The organism is Eleftheria terrae, from assembly GCF_030419005.1.
Taxonomy (GTDB): Bacteria; Pseudomonadota; Gammaproteobacteria; order Burkholderiales; family Burkholderiaceae_C; genus Caldimonas; species Caldimonas terrae.
The window spans coordinates 57,512-74,814 of record NZ_CP106951.1; the positions used below are offsets into that span (position 1 = coordinate 57,512).

Consider the following 17,303-nt stretch of genomic DNA (forward strand, 5'->3'; position numbering starts at 1 on the left):
GTGCAGTGCTTCTCGATAGACTGTGGTTCCACCCGGCGCGGGGCTTGCCAATCGGCGAGGCCGATTGTGCATGAGGCGTTCCGCAACCGGGCAGGGCCGGCCTTCGCAAGCTGGCTGTCCGCCCGCCGGTCGCCGGCCTTGTTTGGCCGGTGGCCAGGTGGCCGTGCTAGAGTCTGTTTCAGTATGTCAACAGCGCACGCATGAAGAAGTACCGCACCTGGCTGACCACGGTTGTTGTCTTGCTGGGGGCGTGCGCGGACGCTGCGGCCCTGGGTCTCGGGGAGGCCCGCACATCTGCCTTCATCGGCCGGCCGCTGGACGTCACGGTGCCGGTCCGGGCCGAGCCGGGCGACGGTTTCTCCTCCGAGTGCGTGAATGCCGAAGTGGTGCTGGGCGATGCCCCCCTGCCGTCCTCGTCGATCCAGCTGCAGGTGAGCCCCGGCCGCACGGCCGGCGAATGGGTGCTGAAGCTGCGCACGCTGGTGCCGGTGCATGAGCCGATCGTCACCGTCAACGTCAGTGCCGGCTGTGTCTCGCGCATCTCCCGCAGCTTCGTCGCCTTCGCCGACCCGCCGCCGGTGCGTGCCAGCCTGCCGGTGACGCAGGCCGACGCCGGCAGCACGGCCGAGGCGCCGGCACCCGAGGCGCCTCGGCCGCAGCGGCGCCCGGCCCGGCCTCGACGCGAGCCTGTCCCCGCAGAGGCAGACGCCCCCGCCGCTGTGGCTGCGGCGGGGCCTTCCGCATCGGCGGCCGAGCCGGCCACCCCACCACGCCGCCCGGCGCGTCGCCGGGCTGCCGCAGCGGCCGCCGCAGCTCCCGCTGCGCCCGCCACGGCCAGCGCTCCGGCGGCCGCCCCTCGCACCGAGGCCCGGCTGCGGCTGGACCCGTTGGAGCCGCCCCAGGGCAGCGGCCCATCGCTGCGCACCTCGCCCGAACTGGCAGCGGCCCCCGAGGCCAGCGACGAGCAGCGCCGTGCCGCGGCGACCGCCTGGCAGGCTCTGAACAGCTCGCCCGAGCAGATCGCGCGCGAGCTGCAGCGCGTGAAGCAGCTGGAGCAGCAACTGGCCCAGCTGCGACACGAATCCGCCCAGACTCGCGGCAGCATCGACGCCATGCGGACCGAACTGCAGCAGGCGGCCCGCCATGGCAGTGGCCCGGCATGGCTCACCTATGGGCTGCTGGCCTTGTCGGCGCTGCTCGCGCTGGGCCTGTTGTGGGCCCTGCGCGCTCCGGGTGGCGGGCCGCGCATCTGGTGGCGCCCGTCGGAGCTGGCGCCCGCACGCGGTGGCGACGATACCCCGCCTGACGACGACGAGCTGGATCTCGGCGCCGAAGAGCCGCCGCTCGCCCCACCGCCGCTGGCTGCGTCGCCCGTGCCCAGCCCGCGCGTGGAGCCGCCTGCACCGGTAGCGCCGGCCGTCGCCATCCAGCCGCCACCGGTGGCGCCACCGCTTCCTGCCACCCAGCCGCCGGCCCGGGTGCCGCTTGCGCCGCGCCCGGCGCCGACGGTTGCCGCACCGGCCCCGCAGCGTGAAGACCTGGCTGGCGCGCCGACCGTGTCTGTGGAAGAGCTGATCGACCTGGAGCAGCAGGCCGAGTTCTTCGTGGCGCTGGGCCAGGAAGAGGCCGCCATCGACCTGTTGCTGGGCCATGTCTCCGGCCATCCGGATGGCAGTCCCTTGCCCTACCTGAAGCTGCTGGAGATCTACCAGCGCCGCGGCGAGCACGAGGCCTACGAGCGCATCCGCGAGCAGTTCAACGAGCGCTTCAATGCCTATGCCCCGGCGTGGGAGGATGCGCTGGCCGACGGCCGCTCGCTCGAGGACTACCCGACGGTCGTCTCCCGCTTGCAGGCGCTCTGGGAGACGCCCTCGCGTGCGCTCGAGGTGCTGCAAGCCTCGCTGTTGCGGCGCGACAGCGCCGCGCAGACCTTCGACCTGCCGGCTTATCGCGAATTGCTGCTGCTGTACTCGGTGGCGCGCGATCGCGCGGAAGGCGACAGTCCCGACGTCGACTTGCTGCTGCCGCTGGAGGCCGAGGGCGCCGACTTCTCGCACACCATGCTGGAGCCGCTGACCGCCACCACGCCGGTGCGGGCCTACGACGGGCCCGGCCCGTCGCACGAAGTGGATCTGCCGCTCGATCTGACGGCCAGCGGCACCGGCCTGCCGGAACTGCCGCCCGCCAGCCCGGCGGCAGCGCCCCGGTCCGGGCGCGACAACCTCATCGACTTCGAACCGATCGAGCTGGATCTGCCCGCGGACGGGCACAGCCGCCCCGGCAGCCGCAGCTCCTGACGCCGCAGCCGCCCGCCCGGCTGCTCAGGCCTGCCTCAGAGCCGCGCCAGGCGGTGCAGTGCCTCGCTCAGCGTGCCGTCCTGTTTGGCAAAGCAGAAGCGCACCAGCCGCTGTTCGCGCGGCTGGCTGTAGAACACCGACAGCGGGATCGCCGCCACCCCGATCTCGCGGGTCAGCCAGCGGCAGAATTCCACTTCGCCCAGGTCGCTGATGGCGCTGTAGTCGACGCACTGGAAGTAGCTGCCTTCGCTCGGCAGCAGGCGAAAGCGCGTGCCCGCCAGGCCGGCGCGGAAGAAGTCGCGCTTGCGCTGGTAGAAGTCGCTCAGGCCCAGGTAGGGCTGCGAGTCCGCCATGTAGGCCGCCAGGCCGTGCTGCATCGGCGTGTTCACCGTGAAGACGTTGAACTGGTGGACCTTGCGGAACTCGGAGGTCAGCGGGGCCGGCGCCGCCACGTAGCCCACCTTCCAGCCGGTGACATGGTAGGTCTTGCCGAAGCTCGAGACGATGAAGCTGCGCGCCGCCAGTTCGGGGTGGGCGGCCACGCTCTCATGGCGCCGGCCGTCGTAGACCATGTGCTCGTAGACCTCGTCGCTGATCACGACGATGTCGGTGGGCCGCAGCAGCTCGGCCAGGGCCAGCATGTCCTCGCGGGTCCAGACCGTCGCGCTGGGATTGTGCGGGGTGTTGATCAGCAGGGCCCGGGTGCGCGGCGTGATGGCCGCGGCAATGCGGCCGAAGTCAGGCCGGAAACTGCCTGGCTCGCCCTCGTGCCCCAGCGGCACGAACACCGCTTTCCCGCCGGCCAGCGCAATGTTCGGCTCGTAGCTGTCGTAGCAGGGTTCGAGCACGATGACCTCGTCGCCCGGCCGCACCACCGCCAGGATGGCGGTCAGGATGCCCTGGGTGGCCCCGGCGGTCACGGTCAGCTCGGTCTGCGGGTCGTAGCGCCGGTCATAGAGCGCTTCCATCTTGGTGGCGATGGCTTCGCGCAGTGCCGGCACGCCGGCCATCGCCGGGTACTGGTTGTGGCCGGCCTGCATGGCGGCGGCAACCGCCTCCACCAGCCGCGGGTCGCAGCCGAAGTCCGGGAAGCCCTGGCCCAGGTTCACCGCGCCGTGCTCCTGGGCGAGGGTCGACATCACGGTGAAGATGGTGGTGCCGACCTGTGGCAGCTTGGTGCCGATGTCGGGCGTGCGGGCAGTGGCGGTTGGCGTCATGGCGGAGATCTCCGGCGGCGTCACAGGTCGTAGCTGGGGGTTTCGTTGCCCATCGCCCGGGTGATGAGGCTGCGATTGAGGCGGTCCGACAGCGACTCGGCAAAGGCATAGACGAAGTTGCGCAGGTAGGCGCCGCGCTTGAACGCGATGCGGGCCACGTTCTGTCCGAACAGGTGGCCGGTGGGCCGCCACACCAGGTCGCCGCTGCCGGACAGGAAGGCCGGGTCGTCGCGCACCGCCATCTCGGCCACAATGCCCACGCCGAGGCCCAGGCGCACATAGGTCTTGATGACGTCGGAGTCGATCGCTTCGAGCACCACATTCGGCTTCAGCCGCTTGAGGGCGAAGGCGTGATCGATCTTGGTGCGCCCGGTGAAGGACGGGTGGTAGGAGATCAGCGGCTCGCCTGCCAGCTGCTCCAGCGACAGCCGGTCGACCTGGGCCAGCGGATGCTGGGCCGGGAACACCGCCACGTGCTGCCACTCGTAGCAGGGCAGGGTGATCAGTTCCTCGTAGCTGGCCAGCGACTCGGTGGCCAGCCCGATCTCGGCCGACTCCTCCATCAGCATCTGCGCCACCTGCTCCGGCGTGCCCTGGTGCAGGCTGACGTTGACCTTGGGGAAGCGCTTGCGCAGCTGGGCCACCGGCGTCGGCAGGACATAGCGGGCCTGCGTGTGGGTGGTGGCGATGGACAGCGTGCCGGCGTCCTGCTTGGAGAACTCCTCGCCGATGCGCTTGAGGTTGCCCACCTCGCGCATGATGATCTCGATGGACTTCAGCACCTCCTGGCCGGGTTCGGTCACCCGTTTGAGGCGCTTGCCGTGGCGCGCGAAGATGTCCACGCCCAGCTCCTCCTCCAGTTCCAGGATGGCTTTCGAGATGCCGGGCTGCGAGGTGTAGAGCGCCTTGGCCGTCTCGGTCAGGTTGAGGTTGCGGCGGACGGCCTCCTGAACGAAGCGGAACTGATGCAGGTTCATATTTCGGCCTGTTCTGAGAATGGCCGAAATTATGTCACCGAGGCATGTTTTCGTGCGCCTGTGGCAAGCTCAGCCGCAAGGCGCTGGCGGCCATGGCCTGCACCACTTCGTCGGTCTCGCCCACCGCGGGCTGCAGGTTCCAGCGCACCGCCGGATGGCGGCCGGCCAGGCTCTGCAGCAGGGCCGGCAGGTCCTTGCGCACATGGCCGCCGGCGCCGAGGAACAGCGGCACCACGCTCACCTGGGTGCAGCCGGCCGTCACCAGGCGGCTGCCGGCTTCCTCGAGCGTGGGGGCCATGAACTCAAGGAAGGCCAGTTCCACCACGGCGCCCGGCGCGAGCGTGCGCAGCCGCGCCGCCACCGCTTCGAAGGGCTGGGCCCAGTGGGGGTCGCGCGCGCCGTGCGCGAAGAGCAGGATGCCGGTGTCCATGGGTCAGCGGTTGCGCACCAGCCAGTTGAAGGCCAGCAGCGAGAGCACGAAGTAGATGGCGCTGGGTGCCGCGGCGGCGATCCACGGCGTCCAGTCCTGCAGCAGGCCGATGTGGTTGGCCACGTTGTTCAGCAGCACGAAACTGATGCCCAGCATGATGCCGCCGAACACCTTCAGGCTGATGCCGCCGGAGCGGCTGTGCAGATAGGCGAAGGGCAGGGCCAGCGCCATCATCACGAAGCAGGCCAGCGGATAGAGCGCCTTGCGCCAGAACTGGATCTCATAGCGCTGGGCGGACTGCTCGTTGCCGGCCAGATGGTTGGCATAGCGGTACAGGTCCATGGCCGACATCTGGCTCGGTGACTGCACCGCGGCGGCCACCACCGAGGAGCTCAGCGAACTGCGCCATTCATAGCTGGGCCGTTTTTCGTTGTGCACTTCCAGCTCGCCCTGGGCATGGTCCGGCGTGGTGGCCGGCTGCCAGCGGCTCACGCTGGCCTGCTCCAGCTGCCACACCGGCCCGGGCCCGATGCGGCCAGTGGCGGCCGACACCGACGACACCAGCCGCCCGCTGGGGTCGAACTCGTAGATGCGCACATCGCGCAGCGAGCCGTCCACCGACGCCGCGGTGAGCTGGACCGAGTAGGTGCGTTCGCCCTCGGGGGTGCTCAGCCGGTCCTTCAGCCAGGCGCCGGTGCGGCCATAGGCGATATTGCCGCGGGCCACCGCCCGCAACTGCTCGGCCCGCTGGTCCGACAGGGGGGCCAGGTAGTCACCCGTCACGAAGGTCAGCACCGCGAAGCCCAGCGCCAGCTGCATCAGCAGGCGCAGCGCGGCCACCGGCCCGAGCCCGCTGGTGCGCAGCACGGTGAATTCCGAGGACTGCGCCAGCCGGGCCATCGAGTAGATGGTGCCGATCAGCACCGCGATGGGGATCAGCTCGTACAGCCGCCCCGGCAGCTGCAGCAGGCAATAGAGCACGGCCTTGCCCACCGGGTAGCTGTTGCGGCCCACCTTCTCCAGCTCATCGATGAAGTCGATGAAGAAGAACAGGGCCAGGAAGGCGACCGTGACAAACGTCACGGCAGCCAGTACCTCGGTGTAGATGAGTCGGCGAACGGTTTTCATGGGCGGGAAGGCCGGGGTCAGGTGGCGGCGCCGGCACGCGCCGCACGCGACCAGAAGCCGGCCACGCCTTGCTGGCGCCAGCGCAGCAGGCCGACCGCGAGCGCCGCCGCGCTGCCGTGTATCACCAGCAGGGCGGCCCAGGGCTGCAGCTTGCCGCTGGCGACCCAGGCCTGGCTGAGGTTCAGCAGGTTGAAGTAGATGACGAAGCTGAGAAAGGCCAGCAGCACGTTCCAGCTGCCGCCACGCCGCGGGTTGGCGGCTGACAGGCCGATGCCCAGGATCGTGAGGTTGACGCAGGTGAGCGCCAGCCCGATGCGCCAGACCAGCTCGCCGTGATGCCGTGGGCTGGCGTCGCGCCACAGGTCCAGCGTGCTGCGCGCCTTGGGCGGCAGGTTGGCGCCCTGGGCCGCCGCCTTCTCGCCGGCCAGGATGCGATAGCTTTCGAACTGAGCGATGTTCTTCTCATCGGAAGCGTACTTCTGGTCGACCCGCTGGCCGCGGTCGAGCACCAGGAAGCGCTTGTCGTCGACCACCTCGATGTGCCCGGTGCTCGCCGAGGTGACCGATTCACCGTCCTTGCCGCGGATCAGCACGAAGACGTTGCGGCCGGTCCGGCCGTCGTCGGTGTTGCGCTCGACGAAAAACACCCGCCGGCCGTCGCTGGAAGTCTGGAATTGCCCGGGCGCCACGCGGGACAGGTCGGAGCGGCGCTCGTACAGCTCGCGCAACTCGGCACTGCGCTGGTTGGCCCAGGGCCAGCCGAGCAGGGCCAACAGCAGCACCGCGGCCGCCACCGGCAGCGACAGCCGGGCCACCGGCCGCACGAAGCGGCCCAGTGGCAGGCCGCTGGCGAACCACACCGCCATCTCGCTCTCGCGGTACATCCGCGACAGCGAACTGACGATGGCGATGAACAGCGACAGGCACAGGATGATCGGCAGGTAGCCGAGCACCGTGTAGCCCATCAACAGCACGATGTGCTGGGGCGCGACCGCGCCGCTGGCTGCCTGGCCGAGCGTGCGGATCAGCATCATCGTGAGCACGATGGTCAGCAACACCACGAGGGTGGCCCCGAAACTGCGTGCCAGCTCTCGGCGAACAGAGGAATCGAATAACATCAAAGCATTCAGGCCAAGACGACATTATGGACTTCAGATTCTTACCCGCATCCCGCACCGCCCTTGCCGAGCTGCCCGTCGATGCCCTCATCGTGGTGGTGGCCGGCGAGGCGGCGTCGCAAGGCCTGGACGGCACGCTGGCTCAGCTCCTGAAGGACGCGCTGGCGCAGAAGGATTTTCAACTCAAAGCCGGCCGCACGCTCTACGTGCACCGCCCACAGGGCCTGCGGGCGCAGCGCCTGGTATGGGCCGCCGCGGCCGACGCCGGCCCCAAGGCGTTCCGGGCTGCCGTGGCGAGTGCCGCAGCGGTGCTGAAGAACGGCGGCGCCAAGCATGTGGGTGTGGTCTGCGCCAATGCACAGGCGCTCACCGCCGAACACGCGCAGGCACTGGTGGCCGCCGTGGGCGAGGCCACTTACGTCTATCGCGCCACCAAGCCGAGCGCCCCGCCGGCCGGCCCGCTGGCCAAGATCAGCCTGGTCGGCGAGAAGGCCGACGCCAAGGCGGTGCAACGCGGCCTGGCATTGGGCCAGGCGGTGGCCGCTGGCGTGACGCTGGCGCGCGAATGCGCCAACCGGCCCGGCAACCACTGCACGCCGACCTTCCTCGCCGAGCAGGCCCAGGCCCTGGCCAAGACCCATGGCCTGAAGGTCGAGGTGCTGGACCGCAAGGCCGTCGAGAAGCTGGGCATGGGCGCCTTCCTCGCCGTCTCGCGCGGCTCCGAGGAGCCGCTGCGCTTCATCGTGCTGCGCTATGACGGTGCGGCACGCACCCAGGCGCCGGTGGTGCTGGTGGGCAAGGGCATCACCTTCGACACCGGTGGCATCTCCATCAAGCCGGCGGCCGAGATGGACGAGATGAAGTTCGACATGAGCGGGGCGGCGAGCGTGCTCGGCACGCTGCGGGCCGTCGCCGAGCTCAAGCCGAAGGTGAACGTCGTCGGCGTCATCCCCGCCTGCGAGAACATGCCCGACGGCCGGGCCACCAAGCCGGGTGACGTGGTCACCAGCATGTCGGGCCAGACCATCGAGATCCTGAACACCGATGCCGAAGGCCGGTTGATCCTGTGCGACGCGCTGACCTATGTGGAGCGCTTCAAGCCGGCGGTGGTCATCGACGTGGCCACCTTGACCGGTGCCTGCGTGGTCGCGCTGGGCAACCACCGCTCCGGCCTCTTCAGTGCCGACGACGAACTCGCCCAGGCCTTGCTGGCCAGCGGCGAGGCCGCCCAGGATCCGTGCTGGCGCTTGCCGCTCGACGAGGAATACGACGAGGCGCTGAAGAGCAACTTCGCCGACATGGGCAATGTGGGCGGCCGCGCGGGTGGCGCCATCACGGCGGCGATGTTCCTGCGCAAGTTCACCGGCAAGTACCGCTGGGCCCACCTTGATATTGCCGGGTCCGCCTGGAAGGGTGGGGCCGCCAAGGGCGCCACCGGCCGGCCGGTGCCCCTGCTGACCCACTATGTGCTGAGCCAGGCGCGTTGAGCCCGCAGGCGACGCGTGCGCTGCCGATGACGGAGATTTCTTTCCACTTCAACATTCCCGACAAGCTCGCCTACGCTTGCCGCCTGCTGCGCAAGGCCTACCGCAGCGATGCATCGGTGGGCGTGGTCGGTCCGGCTGCGTTGCTCGGCGAGCTCGACCGGGCCTTGTGGTGCTTCGATCCGCTTGAATTCTTGCCGCATGCCGCCACCCGGCAGGCCGAGGGCCGGCTGGGCCGCCATACCCGCGTGTGGCTGGCAGCGCGCGCGGCCGAGGTGCCGCACCATGCCGTGCTGGTGAACCTGGGGGGTGAGGTGCCGGAGGGCTTTGAGCGCTTCGATCGCCTGATCGAGGTCGTGAGCAACGACGAATCCGACCGCCTGTCGGGCCGGCAGCGTTGGAAACACTATGCCGATCGCGGCTACGCAATCCAGAAATTCGAAGTGGGCGCCTGAGTGGACGCCCCTCTGTCTGAGGAAATCGCAATGAGCAGTTTCGGGAAGGGTGCCGCCGCATGAGCCAGGCCAAGGCGTCGCCTCAGCGGCAGGTGCCCACACTCACCGAAGTGGTGCAACTGACACCGCCGGAAGCGCTTGATGCCCCTTTATCGGGGCCTACCCTGGCGCCGCCCGCCATGCCAGCCGCATTGGAAGCGGCGCCGGTGCCGGCATATATGCTGCCGGGGGGTGAAGAGCAAATCACCCAGCGCGTGCTGGTCGATCTGCAGCGGCAGGTCGACATGATGCTCGAATATCGGCTGCGGGAAACTCTGACCCCCGCACTTGCCCGCATGGCAGACCAACTGATACGTGATACGCGCGTTGAATTGGCCGCCACCTTGCGGGATGTCGTGGCCCGCGCCGTGGCCCAGGAACTGGCCCGCCAGCGCGGCCGCTAGCCCTGCCCAGCCTGGGTTGTGAACCTTTTCACGAATGCCGTGCAGCATTTGCGCGGCTGGTCTGCCTCTTGCTTACTCGCGGCTCCTGTCGCTCGGACCAACGCAGATGCAAACCTGCGGTTGACCGCCCTGATCCGGGTTTTCCTAGAGGATTCCCGCAGGAGGCGCGGTTTTTTTTCGAGTATTGTTCCGCCCGTTGAGTCATTCATCCAAATCTCAACTTTCAAGCTAGGAGGCTATTCATGCAATTCAAAATGAACCTGATCGTGGGTGCGGCAGCCCTGGCCCTGGCCGGTACGGCCCTGGCACAGGAAGTGGTCCGTATCGGCCACGTCGGTCCGACCAGCGGCGGTATTGCGCACCTGGGCAAGGACAACGAATTGGGCGCCCGCATGGCGGTCGATGAGCTGAACGCGAAGGGCGTGACCATCGGCGGCAAGAAGGTCAAGTTCGAACTGCTGGCCGAAGACGATGCAGGCGACCCCAAGCAAGGCACCGCAGCCGCCCAGAAGCTGGTCGACTCCAAGGTCAACGGCGTGGTGGGCCACCTGAATTCCGGCACCACCATCCCGGCCTCCAAGATCTACAGCGACGCAGGCATTCCGCAGATCTCCCCGTCTGCGACCAACCCGCGCTACACCCGCCAGGGCTTCAAGACCACCTTCCGCACGGTGGCCGATGACGTGCACCTGGGCGGCACGCTGGGCCGCTACGCCGTGTCGCAACTGAAGGGCGCGACCATTGCGGTGATCGATGACCGCACCGCCTACGGGCAGGGCGTGGCCGACGAGTTCGAGAAGGGCGTCAAGGGCGCGGGCGGCAAGGTCGTCGGCCGCGAGTTCACCAACGACAAGGCCACCGACTTCACCGCCATCCTGACCTCCATCAAGGCCAAGAAGCCCGACATCATCTTCTACGGCGGCATGGATGCCGTGGCCGGCCCGATGCTGCGCCAGATGAAGTCGCTGGGCATCACCGCCAAGTTCATGGGCGGCGACGGCATCTGCACCGGCGAGCTGCCCAAGCTGGCCGCCGGCACCATCACCGACAGCCAGGTCATCTGCGCCGAAGCCGGTGGTGTGGAAGGCGAGCAGAAGAAGGCCATGGACGACTTCAAGGCCACGTTCAAGAAGAAGTTCAATGCCGACGTGCAGATCTACGCGCCTTACGTCTACGACTCGGTCAACGTGATGGTGGCTGCCATGGTGAAGGCCGGCTCTGCCGACCCCGCCAAGTACCTGCCGGTGCTGGCCAAGACCGAAGGCTTCAAGGGCGTGACCGGCACGATCAGCTTCGACAACAAGGGCGACATCAAGAACGGTGCGCTGACGCTGTACACTTACAAGGCAGGCCAGCGCGAGCAGCTCGCCGTGGTGCGCTGATCACAGCGATACATACGGCTCACTGCAGCCTCGAGGGCGTCCGCAAGGACGCCCTTTTTGTTTGTCTGGCGGTGAGGCGGCAAGGGCTTGCGCGCCGTTCGCTGCCCCGGCCGGCGAGGCCTTCGCTTCCTTCGTCCGGCAGCCGCGCAACTTGCGCTTCGCGCTGCCTCCCGGGCGGCCGCCCGCTGCGCGCGTTCCGGTCAATGCGCCGGCTGCGGCGCGGCCTCGATGCGCTCGATGACATGCCGCGAGATCGCCCGGGCCAGCTCGGTCTCACCGAGAAAAACCCGGTTGAGCTGCGCATCGGCCAACAGTTCGGCTTCTTCCTCGTTGTGCCCGCGCAGCACCACCTCGATGGCCGGGTTGAGGCTGCGGGCGGTCTCCACCATGCGGCGCACGTCGATGGTGTCGGGCGTGGCGATCACCAGCATGCGTGCCTCGGCCACATGCGCCTGGATCAGCACTGCCGGCTCGGTGGCATTGCCCGACACTGCCGGCAGCCCCTCGGCCCGCAGCCGTTCCACCAGCTCACGGTTCTCGTCAGCCACGACAAAGGGAATATGCCGCTCGGTGAGCGCCTGCGCGACTTGCCGGCCCACCCGGCCATAACCCACCAGGATCACCTGCTTCGACAGGTATTTGCGGTCAGTGCTCAGCGGCAGTTCGGCCAGCGGGTCATCCGGGCGCTCGAGCGCCTGGGCCAGGCCGGGCCGTGACCGGACCCAGCGCAGCATCGGCCCCACTGTGCCGAACACCAGCGGATTGGCCGCAATCGAAATCAAGGCGCCCGCAAGGATCAGGCTGTGTCCATCGTTGTCCAGCAGGCGCAACTGCAGCCCGAGGCCGGCCAGGATGAAGGAGAACTCGCCGATCTGCGCCAGGCTCGCCGACACGGTGAGCGCCGTGGTCAGGGGGTAGCCGAAGGCCATCACCAGCAGGGCCGCCGCCAGGGACTTGCCGAGCACGATGATGGCGACCACCGCGAGCACCTGCAGGGGCTGCTCCAGCAGCACGGCCGGGTCGAACAACATGCCCACCGAGACGAAAAACAGCACCGCAAAGGCATCGCGCAGCGGCAGCGTTTCCTCGGCTGCCCGATGGCTGAACTCCGACTCGCGCAGCACCATGCCCGCGAAGAAGGCGCCCAGCGCGAAGGACACGCCGAACAGCTCGGCGCAGCCATAGGCGATGCTGACCGCGGCCGCCACCACGCACAGCGTGAACAGCTCCCGCGAGCCCGTCTTGGCCACCTGCCACAGCAGCCAGGGGAACACCCGACGCCCGACCACCAGCATAAAGGCCACGAAGCCCACCACGCCCAGCAGGGTCGTGCCCAGCGTGCGCCACAGCGGCTGCGCGCCGGCCACGGCCAGATCGGTGCCGCCCTGCAGGACACCCGCCAGGGGCGGCAGCAGCACCAGCACGAGCACCATGGCGAGGTCTTCCACCACCAGCCAGCCGATGGCGATGCGGCCATTGAACGACTCCAGCGCATTGCGGCTTTCCAGCGCCTTGAGCAAGACCACCGTGCTTGCCACCGACAGCGACAGGCCGAACACCAGCGCCCCCCCGGCCGGCCACCCCCATGACACCGCCACGGCCGCGCCGAGCGCGGTGGCCACCGCCATCTGCACCACCGCGCCTGGCAGGGCGATACGCCGCACCTTCAACAGGTCGTCCAGGGAAAAGTGAAGGCCCACGCCGAACATCAGCAGCATCACGCCGATCTCGGCCAACTGGCTGGCGATGCCGCTGTCGGCCACATAGCCTGGCGTGGCCGGCCCGATGAGGATGCCGGCGAGCAGGTAGCCCACCAACGGCGGCAAGCGCAGCCGCGCGGCGATGAATCCGAAGACCAGGGCGAGGCCGAAGGCTGCCGCGATGGTGGTGATCAAGCTGATGTTGTGCGGCACCTGCCGTGTCTCCTTTGTACCGGGTGGATATGCGCGTGAATGGCGGGGCGAAGCGGGAAGCCCGGCGCGGTTTCGCACCCTTTACACCGCCCCGGCAGAATGCCGGCCCGGCCGCCCCTGCAGGACTGTGGTGCGCCATCCTGTCCGTCAAGCCAGCGTGCCTCCTGTCCTTTGGTGCGGAGCGACGAGTGGTGTGACTCGCTGTGCCTGCCGGTAACGCGCGCCAACAGAGCTTATATCCGGCAAGGCCTCCGATACCTATTCGATGTATGGCAAGCCAGGCATGTTCCTGCCCGTGCAGGGCCGGCCGCGGTGCGGCGAGGCGGGACCTGCAGTTGCTGCCAGTGGCGTGAGTGGCCGGGGCAAGCGGAAATCGCAGGTGGCGACACAGCGCCGTCGCGCACAAGTTTCCTTGCGGCCACCAAGGCAGTTGTCGGGCCGGGCACTGGGCCCACTCGGGGAGCAAGCATGTCAAGAGCGGACCAGTTCCAGCGCGAGGCCCGAGCCTACGTCTGCTCGCGGCTCGACAGAGCCGGCGGGTGGCGCGAGGCCGCCGCCGGGCTGTGGCACCGCACACTGCCCGACCTGGTCGGGAGCACGCGCGGCATCACCTTCGCGGGCGCGGCCATCGTGCTGCTAAGGGCCCTGTTGCTGGCAGGTGCTGCTTCCCTGTCGGTCTTCATGCGCAAGACCTACAACCACGAGGTACAGCCGGCCAATGCTGCGGATGGCTGGGAGGCCATTCTTCAGATCTTCCAGAACCTGGACAGCCTCGACTACTTCTTCATGGGCCTGGGGGTGCTGGTGGTGGGCGCGCCGAAGCTGCTCGACAGTTGGCGACGCCGCAGCCCACGGGCGGACCGCCGGCTGGCTTACAAGTACTTCGTCGGCGCGGTGCGGCGGCTGCCGCTCAATCCGGCCCATGACGGGCTCGGCGTGGTGGAGGCCTCCCTGCGCGAGGTGCTGGAGGCCCTGCGCTACGAGGTCTGTGAACTGATCGGCGACAGTGGCGGCAAGGGCACCGATGCGACCCTGCTGGTCTTCTCCGACCCCACGGGCCAGCGCATGGAGGTGCTCGCGCGCACCGACACCAGTCGTCCCACCCGACGCCCGGTGGACGCGCATCGCCTGCTGGCCTACTACGTCGGCACCGACGGGCGCTGGATGGCAGAGCATCATTTCGGCCGGGCACGAGGCTCGCCATTCAAGCCGGTGCGGGCGACCTCGCCGGGCGTGCCGGCGCCCTACAAGAGCATTCTCTTCATTCCCATCGTGGTGTCCGATCCGGCGCCGTCGTCGAACACGGGCGTGTCCGATGCGGCATCGGCGGTTGACCGTTGCATCGGAGTCGTCTGTGTCCACAGTGAAAAACCGTATAGGTTCTGGCGCTGGGGAGACCATCGGCAAGCGCTGGGCGGCTTCGGCAACATCGTCTTCGAGCGAGCCAGTCCCTACATCGCCTTCATTGCGCATACACTGCGCGGTAGAGCACACGAAGTCGCTCTGATCAAGTAGGGAGACGATCGTGTCACCAGCGATGGTTCACAAGGGAACCGGGTCGGGTGCTCCTGAAGTCCAAGAGCCCCAGACCTCCGAGAGCGAGCAGCTCGAACAACTGATCCGTGACATCGGCATCGCCCGCTTCGTCGGGCGAATCAACTCCGGCCTCATCGACCCCGTGCTGGGCTACCAGACGGTCGAACGGTTCGTTGCCAGGCACAAATCGGTCGGTCTGGCCCGGCATCTCCTTGCGCTCTTCCGCCCGTGAACCCCACCGCTCCGCGGCACGCTCGTCCGCGGAGGCTGTCGCAGGTCCCCTGCACAACTGAACAACTGAAGCAGTCCGGGCAACAGGTCTCCTTCAACTGAACAGCGACAGTTCCCGCTCGCTGCCTTTCCTGTTCATCTGAAGTGCTTGGCACTCAGCGCGGCGGCGTGGTGCATGCTGCGCTGCCGCGGCGGCAGGCCGGCGCCCGTGTGGTGGGCACCGGTACACCGTCGCCGCGCCGGTGGCGCGTGTGGCGCTGCAGCAAAGCGGAGCGCAACCGGGCTGAAGCAGTTCCAGAAGCGGGGACTCTGAGTCGAGCGCGAGGGCAGGCGTGCCATCATGGGCTGCAAGGGCTGCAAGGGCAGCCGGGTGCCGGCACCGGCATGAAGCGATGGCGCGGCAGCCTGGCCCCGGATTTTCAATGGAGGCCCACGATGAAGTTCATCACCGCTGTCGCCGGCGTGGCCACCGTGCTGGCTGGCCTGCTTCTCTGCAACCCGCTGCAGGCGCAGTCGCCGCCTGCGGTAGCGGCGGGTGAGTCCTCGGCGACGGCCCTTGGGGTTTCAGTGGCCGAGACGCAGCTCCTCGTGGGCAGCTACCGCGCGTCTCGGCTGAGACGGGCCGACGTGTTCAACGAGAAGGGCGAGAAGGTGGGGCGGGTCGACGATCTGCTGATCGCGCCGGACGGCAGCCTGTCGATCGCGGTCATCGATGTCGGCGGCTTCCTGGGGCTGGGCAAGCACCTGGTCGCCATTCCCGTCAGGCAGTTCAAGCACATCGCGCCCAAGGCGGTGCTGCCCGGTGCGAGCCGTGAATCGCTCAAGGCCTTGCCGAAGTTCGAGTATGCCGCTTGAGGACGGCGGGGATCGCGGGACAGCGGGTGCGCAGGCTGCGGGAGGGCCGCAGCGCACAAAAGCGAACGGCCCCGTGCGGGGCCGTGGGTCAGTGCAACGCTTCAAGGATGTGGCTGGAGCGTTCAGCAGATCTGCCTTGAAAGGCCGCAAGGTGTGGCGGAGAGAGCGGGATTCGAACCCGCGGTGGGCTATTAACCCACACACGCTTTCCAGGCGTGCGACTTAAACCACTCATCCATCTCTCCAGAATTCGGGTCCGGCATCTGGGGCCGGCCGCAGCATTGCTGCGAAGCCCGCCATTCTAGCAGCACATCGCAGCAATTTTGCACCGGCCCGCGCAAGTTGCGGAAGATTTGCGAGGAAGGGCAGCGGCGCAGGTGCTTTCACGCCGCCGCAGGCGCGGCTAGCGGGGGGTGCTTCCCGGTGCGGGCGTCTTCTTCAGCAGCGTCATCGCGGTGCCAATCAGCGCCGACACCTCGCTCATGTTGCCCGGCACGATCATCGTGTTGGTCTTCTGCGCGAGCTCGGCATACGCTTCCAGCGCCTTTTCGGCGACCTTCAGGTTGACTGCCTCGGCGCCCCCCGGCTCGCGGATTGCGGCGGCGATGCGGTCGATGGCCTGCGCCGAGGCGGTGGCCACCGCAATGATGGCTTCGGCTTCGCCCTGCGCCCGGTTGATGGCCGCCTGCTTCTCGCCTTCGGACTTGGCGATGAAGGCTTCGCGTTCGCCGGTGGCGATGTTGATCTGCTCCTGCTTGCGGCCCTCGGAGGCAGCGATCAACGCCCGCTTCTCCCGCTCCGCGGTGATCTGCTGCTGCATCGAGCGCAGGATCTCGTTCGGGGGCGTGAGATCCTTGATTTCGTAGCGCAGCACCTTCACTCCCCAGTTCAGCGCCGCCTCGTCCAGCGCGTTGACCACCGCGGCGTTGATGGCGTCCCGCTCCTCGAAGGTCTTGTCGAGTTCCATCTTGCCGATCACCGAGCGCAAGGTGGTCTGCGCCAGCTGGGTGATGGCGACCAGGTAGTTGGAGGAGCCGTAGCTGGCCCGCATCGCGTCGGTCACCTGGAAGTAGAGGATGCCGTCCACCGTGAGCTGCGTGTTGTCGCGCGTGATGCAGACCTGGCTGGGCACGTCTAGCGGGATCTCCTTGAGCGAGTGCTTGTAGGCCACCCGGTCGACGAAGGGCACCAGGATGCTCAGGCCGGGTGTCAGCGTGGAGTGGTAGCGGCCCAGGCGCTCCACCACCCAGGCGTGCTGCTGGGGCACGACCTTCAGCGAGCGGATCACGAAGATGGCGGCGATCAACAGGGCGACGCCGGCAATGTATTCCATGGCAAGGTTTCCATTCATGAGTGAGTGACGCGGTCCGCCCGCTCGACGACCAGGGTGTTCGCCTCGAGGGCCAGGATCACGAACTCGCCGGGGGCCGGCTCGTCGCTGCCGGCGTAGCGCACCGACCAGGCGGCGCCACGGTAGCTCACGCGGGCAGTGTGGCCGCTCCAGGCCGGCACTGACACTCGCTGGCCGATGTCGATGTTGACCCCCGGGTCGGCCTGCGGGGATCGGCCGCCCTGCTGGGCCGGGCGCCGCCAGCGCCAGGCCAGTACGGCGGCGCTGCCGGCTGCGGCGGCCACCACGAGCTGTGCGGGCACCGCCAGGCCCGCATGGCTGGCCAGCGCCCCGGCCGCCAGGCCAAGGGCCAGCATCAGCAGATAGAAAGTGCCGGTGGCAAGTTCGAGCGCAACCGCCAGGCCGGCGGCCACCCACCAGGCGGTTGATGCACCCAGTTCCATTTCCGTGTTCCCCCTGTGCGGCCCGAGTGTACGACGCCCCCTG

At 68.4% G+C, this 17,303-nt stretch carries 16 protein-coding genes and 1 tRNA gene; 8 read left to right on the top strand and 9 right to left on the bottom strand.

Going from position 1 to position 17,303, the window contains the following annotated elements:
- Positions 1–200: 200 nt before the first annotated feature.
- A complete protein-coding gene (locus N7L95_RS00625; protein WP_301257888.1) occupies positions 201–2,297 on the top strand; it encodes a hypothetical protein in 2,097 nt (698 codons plus the stop codon).
- A gap of 35 nt (positions 2,298–2,332) precedes the next feature.
- On the opposite strand, the gene N7L95_RS00630 is transcribed toward N7L95_RS00625, so the two are convergent.
- From N7L95_RS00630 to lptF, 5 genes are read right to left on the bottom strand one after another with little or no spacing between them, the layout of a single operon-like run.
- Positions 2,333–3,514, bottom strand: a complete 1,182-nt coding sequence (locus N7L95_RS00630; RefSeq protein ID WP_301257889.1) for a pyridoxal phosphate-dependent aminotransferase — start codon at positions 3,512–3,514, stop codon at positions 2,333–2,335.
- Between the two features lie 20 nt (positions 3,515–3,534).
- Positions 3,535–4,491 (bottom strand): CysB family HTH-type transcriptional regulator, encoded by a 957-nt coding sequence (locus N7L95_RS00635; protein WP_301257890.1) that lies wholly within the window; start codon positions 4,489–4,491, stop codon positions 3,535–3,537.
- 34 nt (positions 4,492–4,525) lie between these two features.
- The gene (locus N7L95_RS00640; RefSeq protein ID WP_301257891.1) at positions 4,526–4,921 is read right to left on the bottom strand and encodes a sirohydrochlorin chelatase; all 396 of its coding nucleotides are present in this window, start codon (positions 4,919–4,921) and stop codon (positions 4,526–4,528) included.
- Between the two features lie 3 nt (positions 4,922–4,924).
- A complete protein-coding gene (gene lptG / locus N7L95_RS00645) occupies positions 4,925–6,049 on the bottom strand; it encodes an LPS export ABC transporter permease LptG (protein ID WP_301257892.1) in 1,125 nt (374 codons plus the stop codon).
- Between the two features lie 17 nt (positions 6,050–6,066).
- Positions 6,067–7,167: an LPS export ABC transporter permease LptF gene (gene lptF / locus N7L95_RS00650; protein ID WP_301257893.1), complete on the bottom strand. Its 1,101-nt coding sequence runs from the start codon at positions 7,165–7,167 to the stop codon at positions 6,067–6,069.
- Positions 7,168–7,193: 26 nt separating this feature from the next.
- Between lptF and N7L95_RS00655 the strand changes: the two genes are divergently transcribed.
- The 4 genes from N7L95_RS00655 to N7L95_RS00670 all read left to right on the top strand — a co-directional run bounded on the left by N7L95_RS00655 (position 7,194) and on the right by N7L95_RS00670 (position 10,931).
- Complete coding sequence (locus N7L95_RS00655; RefSeq protein WP_301257894.1) at positions 7,194–8,654, top strand: leucyl aminopeptidase; 1,461 nt, start codon at positions 7,194–7,196, stop codon at positions 8,652–8,654.
- A 26-nt stretch (positions 8,655–8,680) separates the two neighbouring features.
- Positions 8,681–9,106 carry a DNA polymerase III subunit chi gene (locus tag N7L95_RS00660; protein ID WP_301257895.1) on the top strand — a complete coding sequence of 142 codons (426 nt, stop codon included), beginning with the start codon at positions 8,681–8,683 and terminating at the stop codon, positions 9,104–9,106.
- Between the two features lie 59 nt (positions 9,107–9,165).
- On the top strand, positions 9,166–9,549 hold the full coding sequence (locus N7L95_RS00665) for a DUF2486 family protein (protein ID WP_301257896.1): 384 nt from the start codon (positions 9,166–9,168) through the stop codon (positions 9,547–9,549).
- A gap of 242 nt (positions 9,550–9,791) precedes the next feature.
- Positions 9,792–10,931 carry a branched-chain amino acid ABC transporter substrate-binding protein gene (locus tag N7L95_RS00670; RefSeq protein WP_301257897.1) on the top strand — a complete coding sequence of 380 codons (1,140 nt, stop codon included), beginning with the start codon at positions 9,792–9,794 and terminating at the stop codon, positions 10,929–10,931.
- Between the two features lie 200 nt (positions 10,932–11,131).
- Here N7L95_RS00670 and N7L95_RS00675 read toward each other — a convergent pair whose 3' ends face one another.
- Positions 11,132–12,844 (bottom strand): cation:proton antiporter domain-containing protein, encoded by a 1,713-nt coding sequence (locus N7L95_RS00675; protein WP_301257898.1) that lies wholly within the window; start codon positions 12,842–12,844, stop codon positions 11,132–11,134.
- 468 nt (positions 12,845–13,312) lie between these two features.
- Between N7L95_RS00675 and N7L95_RS00680 the strand changes: the two genes are divergently transcribed.
- From N7L95_RS00680 to N7L95_RS00690, 3 genes are all read left to right on the top strand, one after another.
- Positions 13,313–14,359, top strand: a complete 1,047-nt coding sequence (locus tag N7L95_RS00680; protein WP_301257899.1) for a hypothetical protein — start codon at positions 13,313–13,315, stop codon at positions 14,357–14,359.
- A 10-nt stretch (positions 14,360–14,369) separates the two neighbouring features.
- Positions 14,370–14,612 (top strand): hypothetical protein, encoded by a 243-nt coding sequence (locus tag N7L95_RS00685; RefSeq protein WP_301257900.1) that lies wholly within the window; start codon positions 14,370–14,372, stop codon positions 14,610–14,612.
- Between the two features lie 434 nt (positions 14,613–15,046).
- Positions 15,047–15,466 (top strand): PRC-barrel domain-containing protein, encoded by a 420-nt coding sequence (locus N7L95_RS00690; protein ID WP_301257901.1) that lies wholly within the window; start codon positions 15,047–15,049, stop codon positions 15,464–15,466.
- A 154-nt stretch (positions 15,467–15,620) separates the two neighbouring features.
- Here the strand turns inward: N7L95_RS00690 and N7L95_RS00695 are convergent.
- The 3 genes from N7L95_RS00695 to N7L95_RS00705 form a co-directional block, all read right to left on the bottom strand.
- Positions 15,621–15,711 (bottom strand) — tRNA-Ser (locus N7L95_RS00695).
- 158 nt (positions 15,712–15,869) lie between these two features.
- Entirely contained in the window at positions 15,870–16,799 is a 930-nt protein-coding gene (locus N7L95_RS00700; protein ID WP_301257902.1) for an SPFH domain-containing protein, read from the bottom strand.
- A gap of 14 nt (positions 16,800–16,813) precedes the next feature.
- On the bottom strand, positions 16,814–17,260 hold the full coding sequence (locus N7L95_RS00705) for an NfeD family protein (RefSeq protein ID WP_301257903.1): 447 nt from the start codon (positions 17,258–17,260) through the stop codon (positions 16,814–16,816).
- Between the last annotated feature and the right edge of the window lie 43 nt (positions 17,261–17,303).